The 15,908-nt window shown below is 68.0% G+C and carries 17 protein-coding genes and 1 tRNA gene; 4 read left to right on the forward strand and 14 right to left on the reverse strand.

Going from position 1 to position 15,908, the window contains the following annotated elements; translation table 11 throughout:
- Positions 1-339 precede the first annotated feature (339 nt).
- Positions 340-2,361 (reverse strand): HAMP domain-containing methyl-accepting chemotaxis protein, encoded by a 2,022-nt coding sequence (locus J7U37_RS06330; protein WP_247635159.1) that lies wholly within the window; start codon positions 2,359-2,361, stop codon positions 340-342.
- Between the two features lie 20 nt (positions 2,362-2,381).
- Complete coding sequence (locus J7U37_RS06335) at positions 2,382-3,365, reverse strand: DctP family TRAP transporter solute-binding subunit (RefSeq protein WP_247635160.1); 984 nt, start codon at positions 3,363-3,365, stop codon at positions 2,382-2,384.
- A gap of 389 nt (positions 3,366-3,754) precedes the next feature.
- On the opposite strand from J7U37_RS06335, the gene J7U37_RS06340 reads away from it, so the two are divergent.
- Positions 3,755-3,831, forward strand: a tRNA-Arg gene (locus tag J7U37_RS06340).
- 415 nt (positions 3,832-4,246) lie between these two features.
- Here J7U37_RS06340 and J7U37_RS06345 read toward each other — a convergent pair.
- From J7U37_RS06345 to J7U37_RS06355, 3 genes are all read right to left on the reverse strand, one after another.
- Positions 4,247-4,468 (reverse strand): hypothetical protein, encoded by a 222-nt coding sequence (locus J7U37_RS06345; protein WP_247635161.1) that lies wholly within the window; start codon positions 4,466-4,468, stop codon positions 4,247-4,249.
- A gap of 716 nt (positions 4,469-5,184) precedes the next feature.
- Positions 5,185-5,577: an exopolysaccharide production protein YjbE gene (locus J7U37_RS06350; protein ID WP_247635197.1), complete on the reverse strand. Its 393-nt coding sequence runs from the start codon at positions 5,575-5,577 to the stop codon at positions 5,185-5,187.
- A 170-nt stretch (positions 5,578-5,747) separates the two neighbouring features.
- Positions 5,748-6,230 carry a hypothetical protein gene (locus tag J7U37_RS06355; protein ID WP_247635162.1) on the reverse strand — a complete coding sequence of 161 codons (483 nt, stop codon included), beginning with the start codon at positions 6,228-6,230 and terminating at the stop codon, positions 5,748-5,750.
- On the opposite strand from J7U37_RS06355, the gene J7U37_RS06360 reads away from it, so the two are divergent.
- Together J7U37_RS06360 and J7U37_RS06365 are read left to right on the forward strand one after the other, a co-directional pair.
- Positions 6,231-6,992: a helix-turn-helix domain-containing protein gene (locus J7U37_RS06360; protein WP_247635163.1), complete on the forward strand. Its 762-nt coding sequence runs from the start codon at positions 6,231-6,233 to the stop codon at positions 6,990-6,992.
- 168 nt (positions 6,993-7,160) lie between these two features.
- Positions 7,161-7,736: a pilus assembly protein PilZ gene (locus J7U37_RS06365; protein ID WP_247635164.1), complete on the forward strand. Its 576-nt coding sequence runs from the start codon at positions 7,161-7,163 to the stop codon at positions 7,734-7,736.
- Positions 7,737-8,053: 317 nt separating this feature from the next.
- On the opposite strand, the gene J7U37_RS06370 is transcribed toward J7U37_RS06365, so the two are convergent.
- Positions 8,054-8,773 (reverse strand): DUF3750 domain-containing protein, encoded by a 720-nt coding sequence (locus J7U37_RS06370; protein WP_247635198.1) that lies wholly within the window; start codon positions 8,771-8,773, stop codon positions 8,054-8,056.
- Between the two features lie 443 nt (positions 8,774-9,216).
- On the opposite strand from J7U37_RS06370, the gene J7U37_RS06375 reads away from it, so the two are divergent.
- Positions 9,217-9,465 (forward strand): hypothetical protein, encoded by a 249-nt coding sequence (locus J7U37_RS06375; protein ID WP_247635165.1) that lies wholly within the window; start codon positions 9,217-9,219, stop codon positions 9,463-9,465.
- A 184-nt stretch (positions 9,466-9,649) separates the two neighbouring features.
- On the opposite strand, the gene J7U37_RS06380 is transcribed toward J7U37_RS06375, so the two are convergent.
- From J7U37_RS06380 to J7U37_RS06415, 8 genes are all read right to left on the reverse strand, one after another.
- On the reverse strand, positions 9,650-10,315 hold the full coding sequence (locus J7U37_RS06380; protein WP_247635166.1) for a response regulator transcription factor: 666 nt from the start codon (positions 10,313-10,315) through the stop codon (positions 9,650-9,652).
- Entirely contained in the window at positions 10,305-10,820 is a 516-nt protein-coding gene (locus J7U37_RS06385; RefSeq protein ID WP_247635167.1) for a hypothetical protein, read from the reverse strand. The genes J7U37_RS06380 and J7U37_RS06385 overlap by 11 nt, the downstream gene beginning before the upstream one ends.
- Positions 10,817-11,758 carry a YncE family protein gene (locus J7U37_RS06390; protein WP_247635168.1) on the reverse strand — a complete coding sequence of 314 codons (942 nt, stop codon included), beginning with the start codon at positions 11,756-11,758 and terminating at the stop codon, positions 10,817-10,819. Before J7U37_RS06390 ends, J7U37_RS06385 begins: the two co-directional genes overlap by 4 nt.
- Positions 11,755-12,288 (reverse strand): SRPBCC family protein, encoded by a 534-nt coding sequence (locus J7U37_RS06395; protein ID WP_247635169.1) that lies wholly within the window; start codon positions 12,286-12,288, stop codon positions 11,755-11,757. Before J7U37_RS06395 ends, J7U37_RS06390 begins: the two co-directional genes overlap by 4 nt.
- A 3-nt stretch (positions 12,289-12,291) precedes the next feature.
- A complete protein-coding gene (locus tag J7U37_RS06400; RefSeq protein ID WP_056185651.1) occupies positions 12,292-13,281 on the reverse strand; it encodes a vWA domain-containing protein in 990 nt (329 codons plus the stop codon).
- Positions 13,278-13,793, reverse strand: a complete 516-nt coding sequence (locus J7U37_RS06405) for an MxaK protein (RefSeq protein ID WP_082504146.1) — start codon at positions 13,791-13,793, stop codon at positions 13,278-13,280. Before J7U37_RS06405 ends, J7U37_RS06400 begins: the two co-directional genes overlap by 4 nt.
- Before the next feature lie 134 nt (positions 13,794-13,927).
- On the reverse strand, positions 13,928-14,977 hold the full coding sequence (locus tag J7U37_RS06410) for a vWA domain-containing protein (RefSeq protein WP_247635170.1): 1,050 nt from the start codon (positions 14,975-14,977) through the stop codon (positions 13,928-13,930).
- Positions 14,974-15,906, reverse strand: coding sequence for a nonribosomal peptide synthetase MxaA (locus J7U37_RS06415; protein WP_247635171.1), 933 nt, complete (start codon positions 15,904-15,906; stop codon positions 14,974-14,976). Before J7U37_RS06415 ends, J7U37_RS06410 begins: the two co-directional genes overlap by 4 nt.
- Positions 15,907-15,908 lie beyond the last annotated feature (2 nt).

A 15,908-nucleotide genomic window follows, 5' to 3' on the forward strand; every position in this document is an offset into this window, starting at 1 on the left:
TCTCTGCCCCGCCCCGGGATCGGATCGTGGCTGGGGAGCGCGGTTCGAAGGCGCACGAATCCGCAGCTCGCCCGGGCAGGGGTGACGTCGAAGCGCGGAATCGGTCGCCCCCGCCGTGCCGCCCGCTCGGGCGGGCATCACGAGGGCTGTGCCGCCGCGTGCTCTGCCGAGGGATGCGCATGGAACCAGGCGCCGCCGAGATGGGGCGCCGACGACACCACGTCCCGCCGTGATCGTCCGATGACGGCGACGCCGCGTGCGGAATGCGGAACGCCCTCGTCGAGCCGGGGAGACCGGTTCGATCCCGGTCTCCCGCCTGTTCGACGCCGTCCGGCCGCCTCAGGCAGCCTTCACCGCCGTCAGGAACGTGCCCACCTCCTGGCGGAGGCTTTCCGAATGGTGCGAGAGCGCCTGTGCCGCGCCGAGCACCTGAGTCGCCGCCGTGCCCGTCGAATCGGCGCCGAGGCGCACGTCGTCGATGCTGCCGACGACCTGTCCGGTCCCGTTGGCCGCCTGCTGCACGTTTCGGGCGATCTCCTGGGTCGCCGCCCCCTGCTGCTCCATCGCGGCCGCGATGGCGTTGGAGGCCGCCGCCATGTGCCCGATCGTGCTGCCGATGGCCTGGATGGCCGCGACGGAATCCTGCGTGACGGCCTGGATGGACGCGATCTGCCCGGCGATCTCCTCCGTCGCGCGCGTGGTCTGACCGGCGAGCTCCTTCACCTCGGAGGCGACGACGGCGAAGCCCCGTCCGGCCTCGCCCGCCCGGGCCGCCTCAATGGTGGCATTCAGCGCCAGGAGATTCGTATGTCCGGCGATCTTGTTGATCATCGCGACGACGGTCTCGATCCGTTCGGCCGCACTGGCGAGCTGCCGGACCAGCCCATCCGTCCGGCGCGCCTCGTCGGCCGCCTGCTGGGCGATGCGGGCCGACTGACCGGCCTGCTGCGTGATCTCCTGGATCGACGCGGACATCTCCTCGGTGGCCGCGGCGACGGTCTGGACATTCGCCGAGGTCTGTTCGGCCGCCCGCATCGCGCCGGTGGATTGCCGGGTCGTCTGCTCCGCGGTGCCTGCCATGCCCTGGGCCGTGGCCTCCATCTCCGTGGCGGCGCCGGACAGACCCTGCGTGAGAACGGAGACATTCGATTCGAACGCCTTCGTCAGGGCGTCGAGCTGGTCGGCACGCCGCGTCTTCGCGTCCGCCTCCTCGGCGGCCGCAGCGTCGGCCTGCTCCTTGGCGATGAGCGCGTCCTTGAAGACCTGCACCGCCCGCGCCATGGCGCCGAGCTCGTCGGCGCGGCGGGCACCCGGCACGATCACGCCGTGATCCCCTGCGGCGAGGCGCTGCATCGCGCCGGTCATGGCCGTCACCGGCCCGGACACGCCGCGGCCGACGCGCCAGGCGAGCAGCCCCCCGATGACCAGGGCGACGGCTCCGATCCCGATCACCCGCTGGCTCAACTGGCTCGCATCCTCGGTCATCACCGTCATGATCTGGCGCTGCTCCTGGACTGCCCGTTCCCGGGTCTCCCGGCCGAGGCCGATCAGTCCGTCGCCGGTCTGCTTCAGGGCCTGATAGGCGACCTCGACGTCATTGGCCCCCTGCAGGACGCCGTCCAGAGCTGCCTTGAAGGCTGCGGCCTTTGCATTCGCCACCTTGAGGGAGGTCTGGAGCAGTCCGGCCTCGTCGAGCTGGGACAACGCCTGCAGCTCCCGGGTGTAGCGCCCGAACTCGACCGTGGCGGTGCTGGCATCCGCCGGGTTGTTGCTGGAGCGGAACAGATAGACGGCGCTCATGCTGGCCTGGAGCGCCCGATCGGCGCGAAAGGTCGCGGCGGCAAGACCCGGCTCTGGCGCGGCGCGCTGCGCCATCGCGTAACCGGCGTTCGAGAGCGTGGCACCGAGCTTCACCAGGTCGCCGAGGGCGGCTTTCCGCTTCTGCAGCACGCTCACCAGGGCATCGGCGCCGGTGACGTAGTCGAGAGCCCGGTTCCGGACCGCCGCGTCCCGGCCGTCCGCCTGTTGGCCGGCAATCTCCGCCTTGAGGGCGGCGAGACCGGTCTTGAGGTCGCTCAACATCTCGCCCTGTTCCGTGCGCATGTAGTTGAGCACCAGGCGCCGCGCCCCGTTGAGGCGCAGCTCGAAGGCGCTCGCCTCCTCGGCCGCCTGCATGCGGGCGCCGGTGGCCTCGATTTCGGCGTTGAGCACGCTGACGCTGCGGAAGGTCATGAGCGCGGACACGGTGAGGAGCAGCAGCACCACGCCGAAACCCGCGAGAATGCGCTGGGAGACCGAGAGGCGGTCGAGGCGGAGGAGGGAGTCGAGGCGGAGAAGGGAGTCCGGACGGAGAAGGGACATGGGCGGGAGCCTCGAAAGCTTTAGCGGACGGACTTGATCTGGCGGATCGTTTCGGCGCCGAACCTGGCGCTGAATCCGGCGGTCGCGGATTGCAGGCTCTGTTCGAAGGCGGCGCGATCGACGGAGGCGACCACGTTCATCCCAGCCTTGCGCAGTTCGTCCACCCCCTCCCGCTCCGCGCGCCCGGCCGCCTCGCGGGAGACCTGGCCCGCAGCCCGGGCAGCCTCGGTGAAGGCCTTCTGCTCGGCAGGGCCGAGGGCGTCCCAGGCCGTCTTCGACATGACGATGACGGCCCAGGAATAGACGTGACCACTGAGGGTCAGGTGCTTCTGGACCTTCTCGAAGCGCGAGGCCGAGATGACCGCGATCGGGTTTTCCTGCCCGTCGAACTGCCCGGATTGCAGCGCGCCGTAGAGTGCCGGGAAGGCCAGCGGCTCCGCCTTCACCCCGAGGCTGCGAAAGCCCGTGAGCATGATGTCCGATTGCGGCACCCGCATCGAGAGGCCCTTCAGGTCCTCCGGGTTCGTGACCGGATGCTTCGAATTGGTGATGTGGCGCATGCCGTTCTCGCCCCAGGCGAGCGCGACCATGCCTTTCTGCTGGAACTTCTTCAGGTAATCCTGCCCGACGGGGCCGTCGAAGACGGCGTGGGCATGGCCGGCATCGCGGAACAGGAACGGGATGTCGAAGATCCCGAATTCGGGGATGATGCTGGAGAAGGGCGCACTGGTGATGAAGGCGATGTCGAGGTGCCCCAGGCGGAGCTCCTCCGCCATCTCGACCTCGCCACCGATGGTGCCGTTCGGATACAGCTCGACGCGGGTGGTGCCGCCGGTGCGCTTGGCGACGTCCTTGGCAAAGCGCTCCGCCCCCGCCCCGAGTTGCGAAGTCTGGGCGAAGAGGAAGCCGAGCCGTAGAACGCGCTCCTCGGCCTGCGCCCGGGTGATGGTCAAGATCGAGCAGAGCCCGACGATCGTTGCTGCAACTCTGAGACGTCCAGGCACCGGCGTATCCTATGCGATAGTCGTCGGGTGCTTAAATGCCTGCGCTTAAAAGATCATTGACAGCGCCGGTGCCGAAGCTGGCCTTCGAGCGCTTTCGAACATCTTGAAGCGGACGCTATCCGCTACTTGAGGGGGCCATTCAGCGGGCGAAGGTGCTTGTCGAAAATCTTCGAAGGTGCGTATCGAAGTTCATGGAGGCTTACCCGACCAGCGAGGCCCGCCAGGCCTGCCGCCGCCGAGCATCCCACCGGTGCTTCACGACAACCGCCCGCGCGCCCGACCCCGTGACCTGTGCCTGAGGCTCCCTCGCACCCATCCCATGGTGCGCGAAGGCCTCCACACCCCCGTTGCGCGGAGCCCCCGCATGGGCTACCAGAGCGACACGGTCAGCACCCGTAGCTCAGCTGGATAGAGCGTTGCCCTCCGAAGGCAAAGGTCACACGTTCGAATCGTGTCGGGTGCGCCAATCATTTCATCACCTTCGCCCGATCTGGGTGGTTATCCTTGAGTGAGGGTTATCTCGTGCGCGCCTTGCGGAGGGGATTCCGCTCGGTCCAAGATGGAAGCCGGGAGATCACCACGCCGGCCCGTGAGACCTCCGGCATCTGACAGCCTTTCAAGCCTGCTCCAGTGAGCGTCGGCGTCACTCCGGTGGTCTTGGCACCGAGGGTGGATGCCGGAAGATTTCCGCCCAGAACAACGCGTGGCTGGAAGTATTCGGGGTTTGCGGGGAAGGTATCGGCCGCCACGCACGATTCTGCCGCGCCGGCGGGGGGGCGTGCGTGCGGACACGTCGGGGCTGGGGGCACGATCGACCTGGGACGGATCCCCTCAAAGACCGGCGATGCGTATGCCGGTCGTCAACCGCGATCCGCGCTGGCTCAGCCCACCAGCCAGTGCGCCACGAGCATCACCGCAGATCCCGCAACGGTGAAGCCAAGCAGCGTGACACTGCTGACCTGATCGACCTTGTCGACGGTATTGCCGACCCGGTGCTCGCGCTTCATAACGGTGCTGTCCAGCCCCTCGCGGCTGGAGCCGCCGTCGCGGATTGCGGACGTCGCCTGGTGCGGCTTGGCATCGAGATGGGTAAGTGTGGTCATGAACATGTCCGATCTGGCGAGAACGACGACGGGGCGGTTGTTATGGAAACGGTGATCGGCGGGGCTTGAGACGCAGCGGTCAGGAAAACGAGCCGAAACCCTCGAAATCGGACGACGGGGGAACCGTCGTGCGGGCTAGGCTGGAACCGGTGCCGACGACTGCGCCGCGATGATGGCTGCGGGCCAGGTCCAAGGATTGATGGCACCCGCCGACGCGGGGTCGCTGGCTCAATGCGATGGTCGCGGATGACCGTGCCCGTGGATCGGGCGTGATGTGGTTACGCATGCTGGAAACCCTGCTGGTATGCCAGGACTGACTGGGTGTGAGCAGGGAATGTCTCGCGAGAAGGGACGTTCCGCCGGTCGCGGACGCAAGGAGTCGCAGGCGATCTTGGTCTCCGAGCCTTGAATGAAGCGCGCTCTGCAGCAGGTGCGGCAGCCTCTCATCTCCCTAGACCGATCACCAAGGGACGGTTGAGGTATCGCCAAGATCCAGGGATGGCCAAGATCCAGGCATGGCCAAGATCCAGGCATGGCCAAAGTCCCGAAGCCGCAGCGCCGGGCCGACATCGTTGGTGGGTCGAGCCTGCACGGGCTGACCCCTGCAACCGCTGACCTCTGTATTAAAAAACCCCCGACCGCGACGCGGCCGGGGCTCCTTTATCACGCGTCAGACATCGCGTCTCGACGCGAGCCGTGTCATGCCGATCCGGCGATCAGCAATCGTCGCCCGACTTGCCGACAGCCTGGTTCGCACCGGTGTTGTTCATTGCGCCCACGGTCCCTGGCGCGGCCGGCTGCTGGCCACCCGCGAGGTTCTTGCTCGCGGGATCCTCATTGCCCTTGGCGGCCGTACCCGAACCCGGCTTCTCACCGACACCCTGATTGGCGCCGACATTGTTCATGGCACCGACGGTACCGGGGGACGCCGGCTGCTGGCCGCCCGCGAGATTCTTGCTGCCCTGATCGACGCTCGAGCTCTTGTCGTTGGCCGCGTGCTGCTCAGGCGTCTTGCCCTTCACCGCCCCGGTGTTGCAGGGAGCCGCCAGGGATGCTCCGGACGTCAGCGCGAGAATGGCAGCGGCGCCGGCAATCATCGAGAATTTCATCGTGCGTTCCTCCAGATTTGTTATCGGGAAGAATAATTCCGCATCGCGAACTTCGGTTCCCATCCGGCAGGATCGTTTGGCAAGTTTGGCTGCCACCATATCTTTGTCCACGCCCTGAAGACTCGCTGCAGCGCAGACCACCTCTCATGATCAGCGTTGGGGTGCGCCCCTCAGGCCGGGAGCGGTGCTTCGTGGTCCGCCAACGCTGCCAGCCCCAGGCGGTAGGTCAAGTCGCTGTAGGCCAGCGAATCCGCCATGAACCGATTGAAAGCGGTGATCCACGCCGGCATCAGGCGGATGAACTGTCGGCGCTCGCCGTGATGGCCGATGAAGCCCCGCTCCTTCGCGGCGCGCAGAATGTTGCGGATGTGCGTGCGGGAGACGACGAATTGCGGCGCGATCTCGGAGAGGTCGGCCTCCCGGATGGTGCTGTTGGCCTCCTCTCCGCCCATGCGACAGAGCGTGAACAGGATCGATAGGGCGCCCGTGGCGCTGAGAAAGAACACCACGTCGAGATTGCGCCACGCCACCGTGGCGGCGCCCTCGAAGACCGCGACCGAGGCGCTGCCATGGGCCTTCTGAAAGCGCGGGTCCCGCTCGAGGGCGAGGACATAGCCGGGATCCGGAAACATGACCTGCAGCGGTGCGAACACGTGCTGCTGCAGTTCCACGCGTCCGGCGAGAGCCGCTTTGCGGTCGGACGCCGCGACGTCCGGGTGCAGGCGGGGCAGATGGTCCTGTTCGACCTGTCCCAGCCGGTCGTCTGCGAGGCGCAGGCCGTTTCGGCCACCGACGTCATGATTCCCCGCAAGCTGCTGGGCGATCGCATCGCGACGGTGGAGACTCTGCACGGCCAGTCCCTCGACTGCCTGTCGGCCCCGGCCCTGCGGATGTTCCGGACCTACCTGTCCGGCCTAGTGAATTGTGCCGACACCGTCGAGCCCGGCCAGGCGCTTCACCTGTCGCAGGTCGTGGCGGCCCTGTGCGCCGCGAGCTTCGAACCGGTGAAGGGGGACGCCCGCGCCGCCGATCTCATGATCGACCTGGAGATGCGGCGTTTCATCGAATCCGAACTGGGCAACGAGGGCTTCGGCGTGGAGACACTCCTGAGCCGGTTCGATGTCTCGCGGACGACGCTGTACCGGCACTTCGAGGGCGATGACGGCGCTGCGAACTACATCCGCGAGCGGCGTCTGCTTCACGCTCTGCGTCTCCTGACCCGGTCCGGCACCCGGCCGCGGATCTCGGCGGTCGCCTACGCAGTCGGCTTCTCCGACGAGAAGACGTTCAGCCGCGCGTTCCGGCGCCGGTTCGGGTTTCTGCCCCGCGACGCGAGCGTCGGCGAGGCCTCCCCGCGCACCCGCGGGCGGGATGAGCCGGTTCTCCCGTCCTGGATGAAGACCCTGACGGTGTGACGGATCGGGGTGCGCCGTCGCGGAGTCGCGCGAAACCCGTCCCCCGGCGGTTTTCGAACTTCGCGCCCGCCGCGACGAGAGGCGATCCCTCGCAAGAGCCGAACATCTTCGACCGGACAACCCGGAGGTCCGCGCCCGTCACCGTCCGGAGAGTTCTGGAGGATCCCCATGAAGGCTCACCTGATGCCAAACCCTGAAGCCATCGATCTGCTCGGACGCGCCCTGCTTCCGAACGGGACCGAAGAAGCCTGCGCGATCCGGTGTCGTGACCCCGATACCATGGAGCTCGTTCTGGCTTCGACCGTCCAGCCGGGCATACGCCTGCTCTGCCATGTGGAAAGCTTGGGCGTCATCGAAGGCATCGTCGCCGAGAACACCCCAGGGGGCCGATGCCTGATTCATGTCCAGGCTACCACCGCGCATCTCTCCCGGCTTGGTGCGCGCCTCGCATGGCATCGACGCCGAGCGACGGAAGCGAGCCGGGCGCGCGATCACGACGGCGTCATCCCCCGGTTCAACACAGTCCGCGTGCGCACCGAAACGGGTTCGGACACGACCGGGATTCTTCTCAGCCTCTCGATGACCGAAGCGACCCTGCGCCTGACGACCCACGTCGAGATCGGCACCACCCTCGCCATTGGGCGCCGAAGGGCGACCGTCGTCCGGTATACCGATGACGGTCTCGCCGCGCGGTTTTTCCTGCCGCTTCGACCCGAAGACGTCACGCCCGACATTGTTTTGTAGATCTCACCTCAGGGCTTCTCCGAGGGGCGTGATCGGGAGCGGCTCCTGCTGTCGGCACGATGATCGGACGAAGATCGTCATCCAAGTCCACAGCCCCGATCTGGAGGCAACGTCCTCGTGCGTCGAGCGCTGTACCAGACGGAAATCCTGCTCTCTTCTCCACGCACGCCCAGCCTCGGCGCCATGAAAGCTTGCGCTGCCGCGCATCATTGCGGGTGCGCCGAGAAAGCTCCGCCAGCCCGTCACGCCGGTGCCGACGACCGAGGTGAAGCCTTCCGTCGAGCACGCCAGGACCGATCCAGTCGACGGCTCCGGCACTACAGGCCGATATGGCCGAGCGCGGGCAGCTTCAGGGCCGGACGCCGGATGTCGATCCCCGCGACCGCACCGAGGAGATTCAGTTCGATGCCCTCGATCCATCCCACGGTCAGGCCGCAATAACCGCCGAGATTGAGCCGAATTCCCGTGCGCGAGGGCGTCAAACCGATCCAGCGACCGTCATAGGGGAAATCCTTGCCGATGGCGGTGGACGGAAGGCTGGCCTTCATCTCGGGGACGGCACTCATCACGGCGGCGACGAAGGTGTTCGAGTTCGGACCCGGCCACACCGTGTAGTCGCCTGGCTGCGCGTAGCGGTAGGTCCGAATCGTTTCGCGGATCTTCGGGATCATGCTCTCGGCCGTCTTGCCATCGGCTTCGAAGATGGTCTCGGGGATGCTTCCGAACCAGCGCCCGTCTGGCACGAAGCGGTCGATCCAGATCGGTTCGCCCCAGGCCGTGTAGTCGAAACGCTGATAGGCCTTGGCATCGGCCGTCTTGATGACGATCCAGCTATGGGTCGCGATGATGCCGCGCCAACTCACCGTCCGGGCCGAGAAGACGCGGACAACGGCGTCCGGATTCGTCCTTGCCGGTGGCAGCAGCCCCGTACTGGAGCGATCGGCCGAACGCCAGTCTCCCCGGGACTGGCTGACATAGACGATGGCGGACAAGGCGATGGGGACCAGATACAAGACGATGAAGGCGAGCGCAGCGATCTTCAACACGAGGGTTCCGCAGGCGTGAACGAACCTCGAATATGGGGTGCCGCTTCATCGGACTCCAAGCGTCTGAAGAGTCGCGTCGCCGTCCTGCAAAAACGGTGTGTTCCGACGGCTGCGGCGGCGTGCGGGAACCGCTTATGGTCGCCTGAGAGATGCGCCCATCGAGCACCGGAGCGGGGCAGGTCTCAAAAATACTTTGACTGACTTGAAATTGTATTTTGACTTGAGAAGCTGCAGATTTCAGCTCCCTGCATTTGAAGCATGCCTTCGATCCTCAGACTGGCGGGGCGTACGCTCGCGCGAATGTCTTATAAATCCCCCGAGATCCGCCGCACGCATTATGTTGCGTTGCAAAATGAGCAGACCGCACCGCACAAATCTATGGTTCAATCACTCCATCGGCCACGCCATCGCGTCGGTCGTTTCGGAGATCTGTCATGCGTGTCGTTTACGCTCTCACCGTCGCGGTTCTCGCCGCCGTTCCCTTTGCCGTCACTGTCGCGCTGGCCGATGAGGCACTGTACCTGACGCCGCCCCTGTATCGGGATCAGGCCCGCGCGCTGCAGCAGACCCGGAACCTCAGCGACCTCACCACCACCCCGCAGCCGGTCGCCGCTTCAAAGCCGATGATCGCGTCGCGCACCGTCCGGATCGTGGCCGACGCCGCAGCCAACCGTGCGGATTGACGGGATCGCCGCTGTCCGGAAGGCATTGCGATCGCCCCAGTGCGACGCGTATCCGTCGTCCGCTCTCAGCCAAACCCTAGCGGCATCTGCGCTGCGGGATGCCGCGGTGGCAGCATCCAGGCATTTCGGGCTCTGACCAGACACGTCGTGCTGCGGCAAAGAGGAGCGACTCGCTCTTCTGCCGTCAAGTACCCAGCGCGGCCCTGACCAGATCGGCGAAGTTCTTTGCACCCAGCTTCTGCCGGATCGATGAGCAGACGTTGACGACGGTCTTGTACTTCATCGACAATTCGGTTGCGATGTCCTGGTAGGAGCGCCGCTCTTTGATCAGAGCGAGCACCTGAAACTCGCGCTCGGTCAGGTTCGACATTCTCGGCTGCTGCGTGTCCGCATTCAGCATGGCGATCCGCAAGGCAAGCTCATGTTCGAGGTAGTGCCGGCCGGTCCGAACGCACGCGAAAGCCTCGAGAAATTCCTTTGCCGGCGCGTCCTTGAGAACATACCCGGTCGCTCCGCTTTCCAACGCGCGCGCAACGATCATCGGATCGTCATGCATGCTGAAGGCAAGGATTCCCGTTCTGCGTTCCAATTTTCTGATGCGTCGGATCAACGTGAGACCCGAAACCCCTTGATCGCCGAAGGTCAGATCGCAGACGACAATTGCGGGATGTTGGCGGCAGAAGGCCCGGTAAGCGTCCACGACCGTGCTCGCCTCGAGAATGGTCTCGACGCCGACATCTTCCATGAGGGTGCGAAATCCCCGAAGGATCACCGGATGATCATCGGCGATGAGGACACTGGTCATCGCCTGATGGACGCCCCGTTGCACGGCCAGGTCCTCATTGTGCATCGCCCTGTGTGATCGCCTGGGCGGCGTAGCGGTCGGTCAGACGTACGAGAGCCTTGGTTCGGTCCAGGCCCTGCTGGCGAGAGTTGTAGTAATGTTGGCACAGCTCGCCGAAGAGCTGTTTGCGGTGGCTCGTAGCTGCGGCCGCCTCCAGACCATCGAGAAGGGCGCTGTAATCTTCGCCCTGTCCGGCTTCCGCAAGCATCTGCCCGAGCTGCACCGTGCGATTGGCGATCATGCGAGGGTCTTCGATGAAGGTCCGCTTGGCACGCGCGAGACTGTGCCTCAGGTGGTCTGTTCGCTCCGTGATGGTCTCGGCCGATTGTCGAGGTTCTTGGCTGGCGAGCCACAGCGCCGGTTCGGTCGCATCCGTGGGCGAAAGCCATTTGGGTCCCTCGGGACCGGATTTCGTCGCAACGACCGCCGGCTCCGGGGGCTGCTCGCCGCCATCGCAACCGGCCAGGAGGAGAGAGAGCAGGAGGAGCGCCTGCGCCGCGGCGGACCTCACCGGTCCCCTCCGCGCGCCACAGCGAGGCTACGCGGACCGTCCGGCACGGCGATCCGTGCCGTCTCCCGCAACGTCGCCATGTCGATCACCGACACGGAATCCGAGAACCAGTTGGCGACGTAGGCGGACGCCTCGGCGATGACGACGCCTTCGGGATAGCGCCCGACCGGTACCGTCGCCCGCCGCATACCATCGGTCGCATCGACAACGACGAGGGTTCCGCCCTGCTGGTTGGTGACGAGGATCAGGCCGCCATCCGGGCTTACGGCGACACCGTAGGGCATGCCGCCGATAGCAAAGGTCGCAATGGTCCGCGAAGCGACCGTGTCGATGACGCTGACGGTACCACTGCGCACATTCGCGACGTAGAGGCGATCCTCAGTGGGATCGAGCGCCAGGGCGAACGGGGCCTCGCCCACGGGTATCGTCGCGATGCGCTCCAGGCGCAGGGAGTCGACCACGCTGACCTGCCGGCTCTCGCGATCCGCCACGTAGAGCCTGCCGCGCCGATCGAGGACGAGGGCCGCGGGTTCTTTTCCGACCGAGACGGTTCCCTCCAGCGCGCCCGTCTCGGCGGACAGGCGCATCACCCGGTCGCCGGCCCAGTCGCCGACGAAGAGCCGTGCGCCATCGGCCGAGACCGCGATGCCGAAGGGCTGCCCGTCCACCGGGAAGGTCCGGACGAGCGATCCGCGCCGGGCGTCGAAGACCGAGATCTGTCGCGCGTCGGGATGGGTCAGGTACAACAGCCCATTCGGGCCTGGGGCGACCTGTGCGGGCGAGCGGCCCACGACGACGGGGCTTGCGCTCACCGATGGCCCCGGTGCCAGAGCGACCAGGGTGCCGGCGCCCTGGCTCGCCACGTAGACGGGCGAGGCCTGCACCCCGCCGGCGCCGAGGACGACGAGCAGGCCCACCAGAGCACAGCGCCAGGTCATGGCGCCGGCTTTCCTTCCACGCGGGCCTTCAGACCCTTGAGGCCGTCGGCGAAGTAGCGGTTCATGGCGGCCTTGCCGGCCTCGTCGCTCAGGTTCTCCGGCGGCTCGTTGCCGGTATCGCCCCGGTAGAAGCGTCCGAGCCATTCGACCTTCGAGCTGTCACCCTCCGGCGAGACCGTGAGGGTCGCCGTGTAGGACGAGACCGGCAGCCCTTTCAGGTCGGGTTCGGACAGGCGGTAGGAGTAGCTGCGGGCAGCGGCGTCCATTTCGTCGAGACCCTCGTCGAGGGTGCCGCCGGACTTGAGGGTGACCTTGCGACTGCCGCCGGATTTGTTTCCGCCGCTGCCCTCGCTCCTGGCCACGTCCGGGTGCCAGCGATCGATGCCGGCGAACTCGCCCACGACCTTCCAGACGGCGTCGGGTTTGGCCGCGATGACGATTGTCTGATCCACCTTCTGCGGAGTCGGGCCATGCGCCAGGGCTGCTCCGGACAGGAGGGAGAGGGAAATCGTGAGGACACCGAGACGCATCGATCAGGCCTTTTTCCAGGTCGGGAATCCGCGCGCGCGCAGAAGGGCGGAAAGGAAGGTTGCGAGGAGGAGGAGCAGTGCCATCGCGCCCAGCACCGGGCGCGGATCGAAGCGCCCCGGGACGGGACGCGGCGTGGCTTCGGCGGCGAGAGCGGAGGCGAGACCGGCCGGTCCGGCGAGAGGCGCGTAGGCGAGACCCGTCTCGCGGCCGAGCGCGCGCAGGTAGGGCTCGCGCACCGAGGACAGGTGCTCGGTGCCGGTTGCGGCCGCGGCGCCGAAGGGGGCGTTGCGCGGGTTGTAGCCGTCGCGGCTCTCCGCGTCGGCGGGTGGCGGCCCGAAGCGGTTCTCCTGCTGCACGTCGCCGGGGCCGTAGAATCCGGTCTCCCGGCCCCGGTCGTTGTAGCGCGGGATTGGCGACAGGCCGGAAGCCCCCGCTCCGACGATCAGGCCCCGAACGGCGCCGGGCCTGCCGTCGAAGCGAGGACCGCCGCTGCTGGGCAGGGGAGGCGCCTCCTGGCCGTCGGTGATGAAGACGAGGTCGGTGCCGAGTTCGGCCGCCAGGTCGATGCTGCGGAACAGGCCGGCGGAGATACGACTGTCGCCCTCCCAGGCCATGCGCCAATCGAGAGCCGCCAGCGCTCCGTCGATCGGCGCGAATCCGCTGCAGGTCTCGATCGGTGCGAACAGCAGGAAGGGGCGCCGCTCGGTGAAGAGGCCGAGCGCCAGTCGCGACCCGCACGGCAAGCGCGCCAGGAGATCGCGCAGGACCGTTTTCGCGGTCTCGATGCGGCTCGCCGGCTGTCCATCGGGACCGACGTAGTCGCGGACGTTCATGCTGCCGGTGATGTCGACGACCGCCAGGATGGATACGCCGTCGCGGGTCAGGTTCAGGGGCGGGACCACGAAGGTCAGCGCCACCAGGCCGAGGGCTCCGGCAAGGCCGCGTAGACGCCAGTCCCGCAGGTTGCGGGCGATCGGGCTGCTGGCCGTCACGGCTCGCCCCTGGGCTGGCCCGGGATGTCGGTCCAGATCTTCTTCGGCTCGGCCGCCAGGGCATCGCCGGACTTCCGATCGAATTCGGGAAAGTCACGGAGCAGGCGCGAGGCCACGTCGAGGTTGAACTTGGCGTCCCAGAACGTTGGCCGGCCCTGGAGCGCCCGCCGGTACGCCTGACGCGCCAGGGTGATGCGGGGGCCGGCCGGATCGAGGTCGCCGCGCTCGAGATGATCGAAGGCTTGGCGCAGATGGGCGTTGGCTAAGGCGTAGCGGGCACGCGAGGCTGCATCCACCGCGCCGCGCGTGTCGAGGGCCTCGACCAGCGGCTCGATCGCCTCGGTGGCGCCACGCCGGGCGAGGTGTAGGACGCGCGCGAGCACGAGCGAGGGCGCCGCCTCCGCCGAAACCGCGATGTCCCGCCCCTCGGACAGGGCGCGGATGGTTGCGGTGTCCCGGCTGATCCGCCAAGCAACGGCCGCGAAGCCCAGGGCGCAGGCGAGCAGCAGCATCGGTAGCAGGGCGAGGAGGATCGGACGGGCGCGCGCCCACCCGGTCCGAAGCGGCACCCGAACGAGCCGGGCGAATCCCAAGGCAGGGCGTGCAGGGATCGCGGGCGGTCGCGCCGGCAGGGTGACGCGCGTCGTCATGCGGCCAGTCTCACGGGGAGGCTCCGGTTCGGCGCGGCATCGGATGAGCCGGTCCGGCGCAGGTCGGCCTCACCGAGCTTGGCCAGGACGAGGATCAGCAATCCGATCAGGGCCATGCCGTAGGCAAAGCCCGCCAGGTCCCGACGCGGGCGCTGCTCGGTGTAGGGGATCGGGTCGCGCTCGAGCCGCTCGATCTGCGTGATCGCATCGGCGACCGCCTCGGCGCCCTCGGCCTCGAAGGCGCGGTAGGGGGTGCGCAGGCTCTTGAAGAACAGGTCGAGGTGGCGCTCGGGCGCCGCCTGCGGGGTATCCTCGCCCTGCGGTCTGTCCGAGATCGAGGGGGAGCCCTTGGTGCGCAGGAAGAGCCAGTAGAGGTTCGGCCGGAGGCGGGTGAAGGCGGCCCGCAGCGTCTCCTGCACCCGCGGGTCGATCACGGCTGCACCGTCCGAGACCAGCAGCAGGGCGCGCGAGGTCGAAGGGCTGGCCGCACCGAACTGCGACAGCCCCATGGCGAGCCCGCGCGCGATGTTGGTGTAGTCGAGCCCCGGGCGGTCGATGGCCGCGATGGCGGCGCGGACCGCGTCGTGCCGGTCGGTCATCGGCACCACCAGCATGGGCGCCGTCGAGAAGGCCGTGACGGCGAACTGGTCGTGCGTGCGGCTGCCCACGAAGGCGGCGAGGAGGCGCCGGGCGGCGGCGGCCTTCGATTCCTCGGCGCCCGACGGCTGCCGGCCCGCGAAGGTCTCGTTCATGCTGCCCGAGCGGTCGATCAGAATCGAGACCTGGGCTCCGATCCCGGTCCGGGTCAGGGTCTCGCCCTGCCGATAGGGGCCGGACAGGGCGAGGATCAGGCCCGCGAGGGCGAGGATGCCGCCGAGCCGCACGATCACGCCGACCGCCCGCGACAGGCCGTCCGGCGGGCCGGCCGCGATGGAGGCCACCGGCGTCGCGCGCTGGGCCGAGGCCAGCAGCGGCAGCAGGGCGAGCGGCAGCAGCCAGAGCAGGAGCGGGTGATCGGCGGAAAGGCGGGCCAGGGCGTCGGTCATGCGGATCGCTCGACGCGGGCGAGGCGGCGCGCGAGGCTCGCCAGATCGGCGCCCGAGAGGGCACCGGACTTCGCCTCCGCCTCCGGCCCGAAGAAGGCCCGGCGGGAGGCCTCGAAGAAGCGGGCGAGATCGGGACCCCAGCGCTTAAAGGCTTGGTGGCCTTCGAGGAACGCCCCGAGGTCGTCGGCCAGGAGCCGGCGCCCGGCTCTCGTGTCGAGGGCTTGATGCAGGGCCAGCAGCGCCTCCCGCGGCGCCGCATCGCCCTCGGTCCGGCGGGTGAGAGCGCGGATGCGGCGGGCCGCGACGGCGAAGGGGCGGCTGCGCCGGGCCTGGAACGGCCACCAGGTCCGGTCGTGGGCGAGGCCCGCGAAGGCCAGCAGCGCGAGGGCGGTGGAGGCGGCTGCGCCCAGCAGCAGGGGGCGCGGATCGCCGGGGCCGACCTGGCCGTCGGGACGCAGGTAATCGCGCGGGTCGCTCCGGGCGGGGGGCTGGACTTCGCGCAAGGGGGAGACGTTGAAGGACCAGGCCGGCACCTCGGCCTTGGCGGTGGCGGCGCCGTGGTCGCTCTCGCTGACGAAGGTCACGGTGAAGCCCGGGATCTCCAGGGGGCGGGCGTCGAGGGCGGCGTATAAGGTCTGGTAGGTCAGCCCGATTCGGACGCGCTGGGCGTCGCCGTATACCGACGCGGTCGCGTCGAGGTCACGCAGGTCGAGCCAGTAGGTGAGCGCGCCGGGCTGCGGAAGCGACGCGGCCTGGAGTCGGAAGCCCGGTTCGACCACGATGTCGACCTGGGCCTGGACGAGGTCGCCGAGGAAGTAGCCGAAGGGACGCGGCGTGCGGACCTCCACCGACCGGACCTGGGCCTCGGCGGCGGACAGGGTGAGGGCTGAGAGAATCAGCGCGAGGCGGCCGGCGGGGGGGATGCGCATGG

Origin of the sequence: Methylobacterium sp. 37f (assembly GCF_023093475.1) — a bacterium.
Taxonomy (GTDB): domain Bacteria; phylum Pseudomonadota; class Alphaproteobacteria; order Rhizobiales; family Beijerinckiaceae; genus Methylobacterium.

What these genes read in the sequence shown, in the direction of transcription:
- J7U37_RS06350 (WP_247635197.1), bottom strand. Translation starts at nt 5,577, where the DNA reads ATGAAATTCTCGATGATTGCCGGCGCCGCTGCCATTCTCGCGCTGACG.
- J7U37_RS06405 (WP_082504146.1), bottom strand. Translation starts at nt 13,793, where the DNA reads ATGCTGCTGCTCGCCTGCGCCCTGGGCTTCGCGGCCGTTGCTTGGCGG.
- J7U37_RS06415 (WP_247635171.1), bottom strand. Translation starts at nt 15,906, where the DNA reads ATGCGCATCCCCCCCGCCGGCCGCCTCGCGCTGATTCTCTCAGCCCTC.
- J7U37_RS06380 (WP_247635166.1), bottom strand. Translation starts at nt 10,315, where the DNA reads ATGCACAATGAGGACCTGGCCGTGCAACGGGGCGTCCATCAGGCGATG.
- J7U37_RS06345 (WP_247635161.1), bottom strand. Translation starts at nt 4,468, where the DNA reads ATGACCACACTTACCCATCTCGATGCCAAGCCGCACCAGGCGACGTCC.
- J7U37_RS06365 (WP_247635164.1), top strand. Translation starts at nt 7,161, where the DNA reads ATGAAGGCTCACCTGATGCCAAACCCTGAAGCCATCGATCTGCTCGGA.
- J7U37_RS06390 (WP_247635168.1), bottom strand. Translation starts at nt 11,758, where the DNA reads ATGACCTGGCGCTGTGCTCTGGTGGGCCTGCTCGTCGTCCTCGGCGCC.
- J7U37_RS06395 (WP_247635169.1), bottom strand. Translation starts at nt 12,288, where the DNA reads ATGCGTCTCGGTGTCCTCACGATTTCCCTCTCCCTCCTGTCCGGAGCA.
- J7U37_RS06375 (WP_247635165.1), top strand. Translation starts at nt 9,217, where the DNA reads ATGCGTGTCGTTTACGCTCTCACCGTCGCGGTTCTCGCCGCCGTTCCC.
- J7U37_RS06410 (WP_247635170.1), bottom strand. Translation starts at nt 14,977, where the DNA reads ATGACCGACGCCCTGGCCCGCCTTTCCGCCGATCACCCGCTCCTGCTC.
- J7U37_RS06330 (WP_247635159.1), bottom strand. Translation starts at nt 2,361, where the DNA reads ATGTCCCTTCTCCGTCCGGACTCCCTTCTCCGCCTCGACTCCCTCCTC.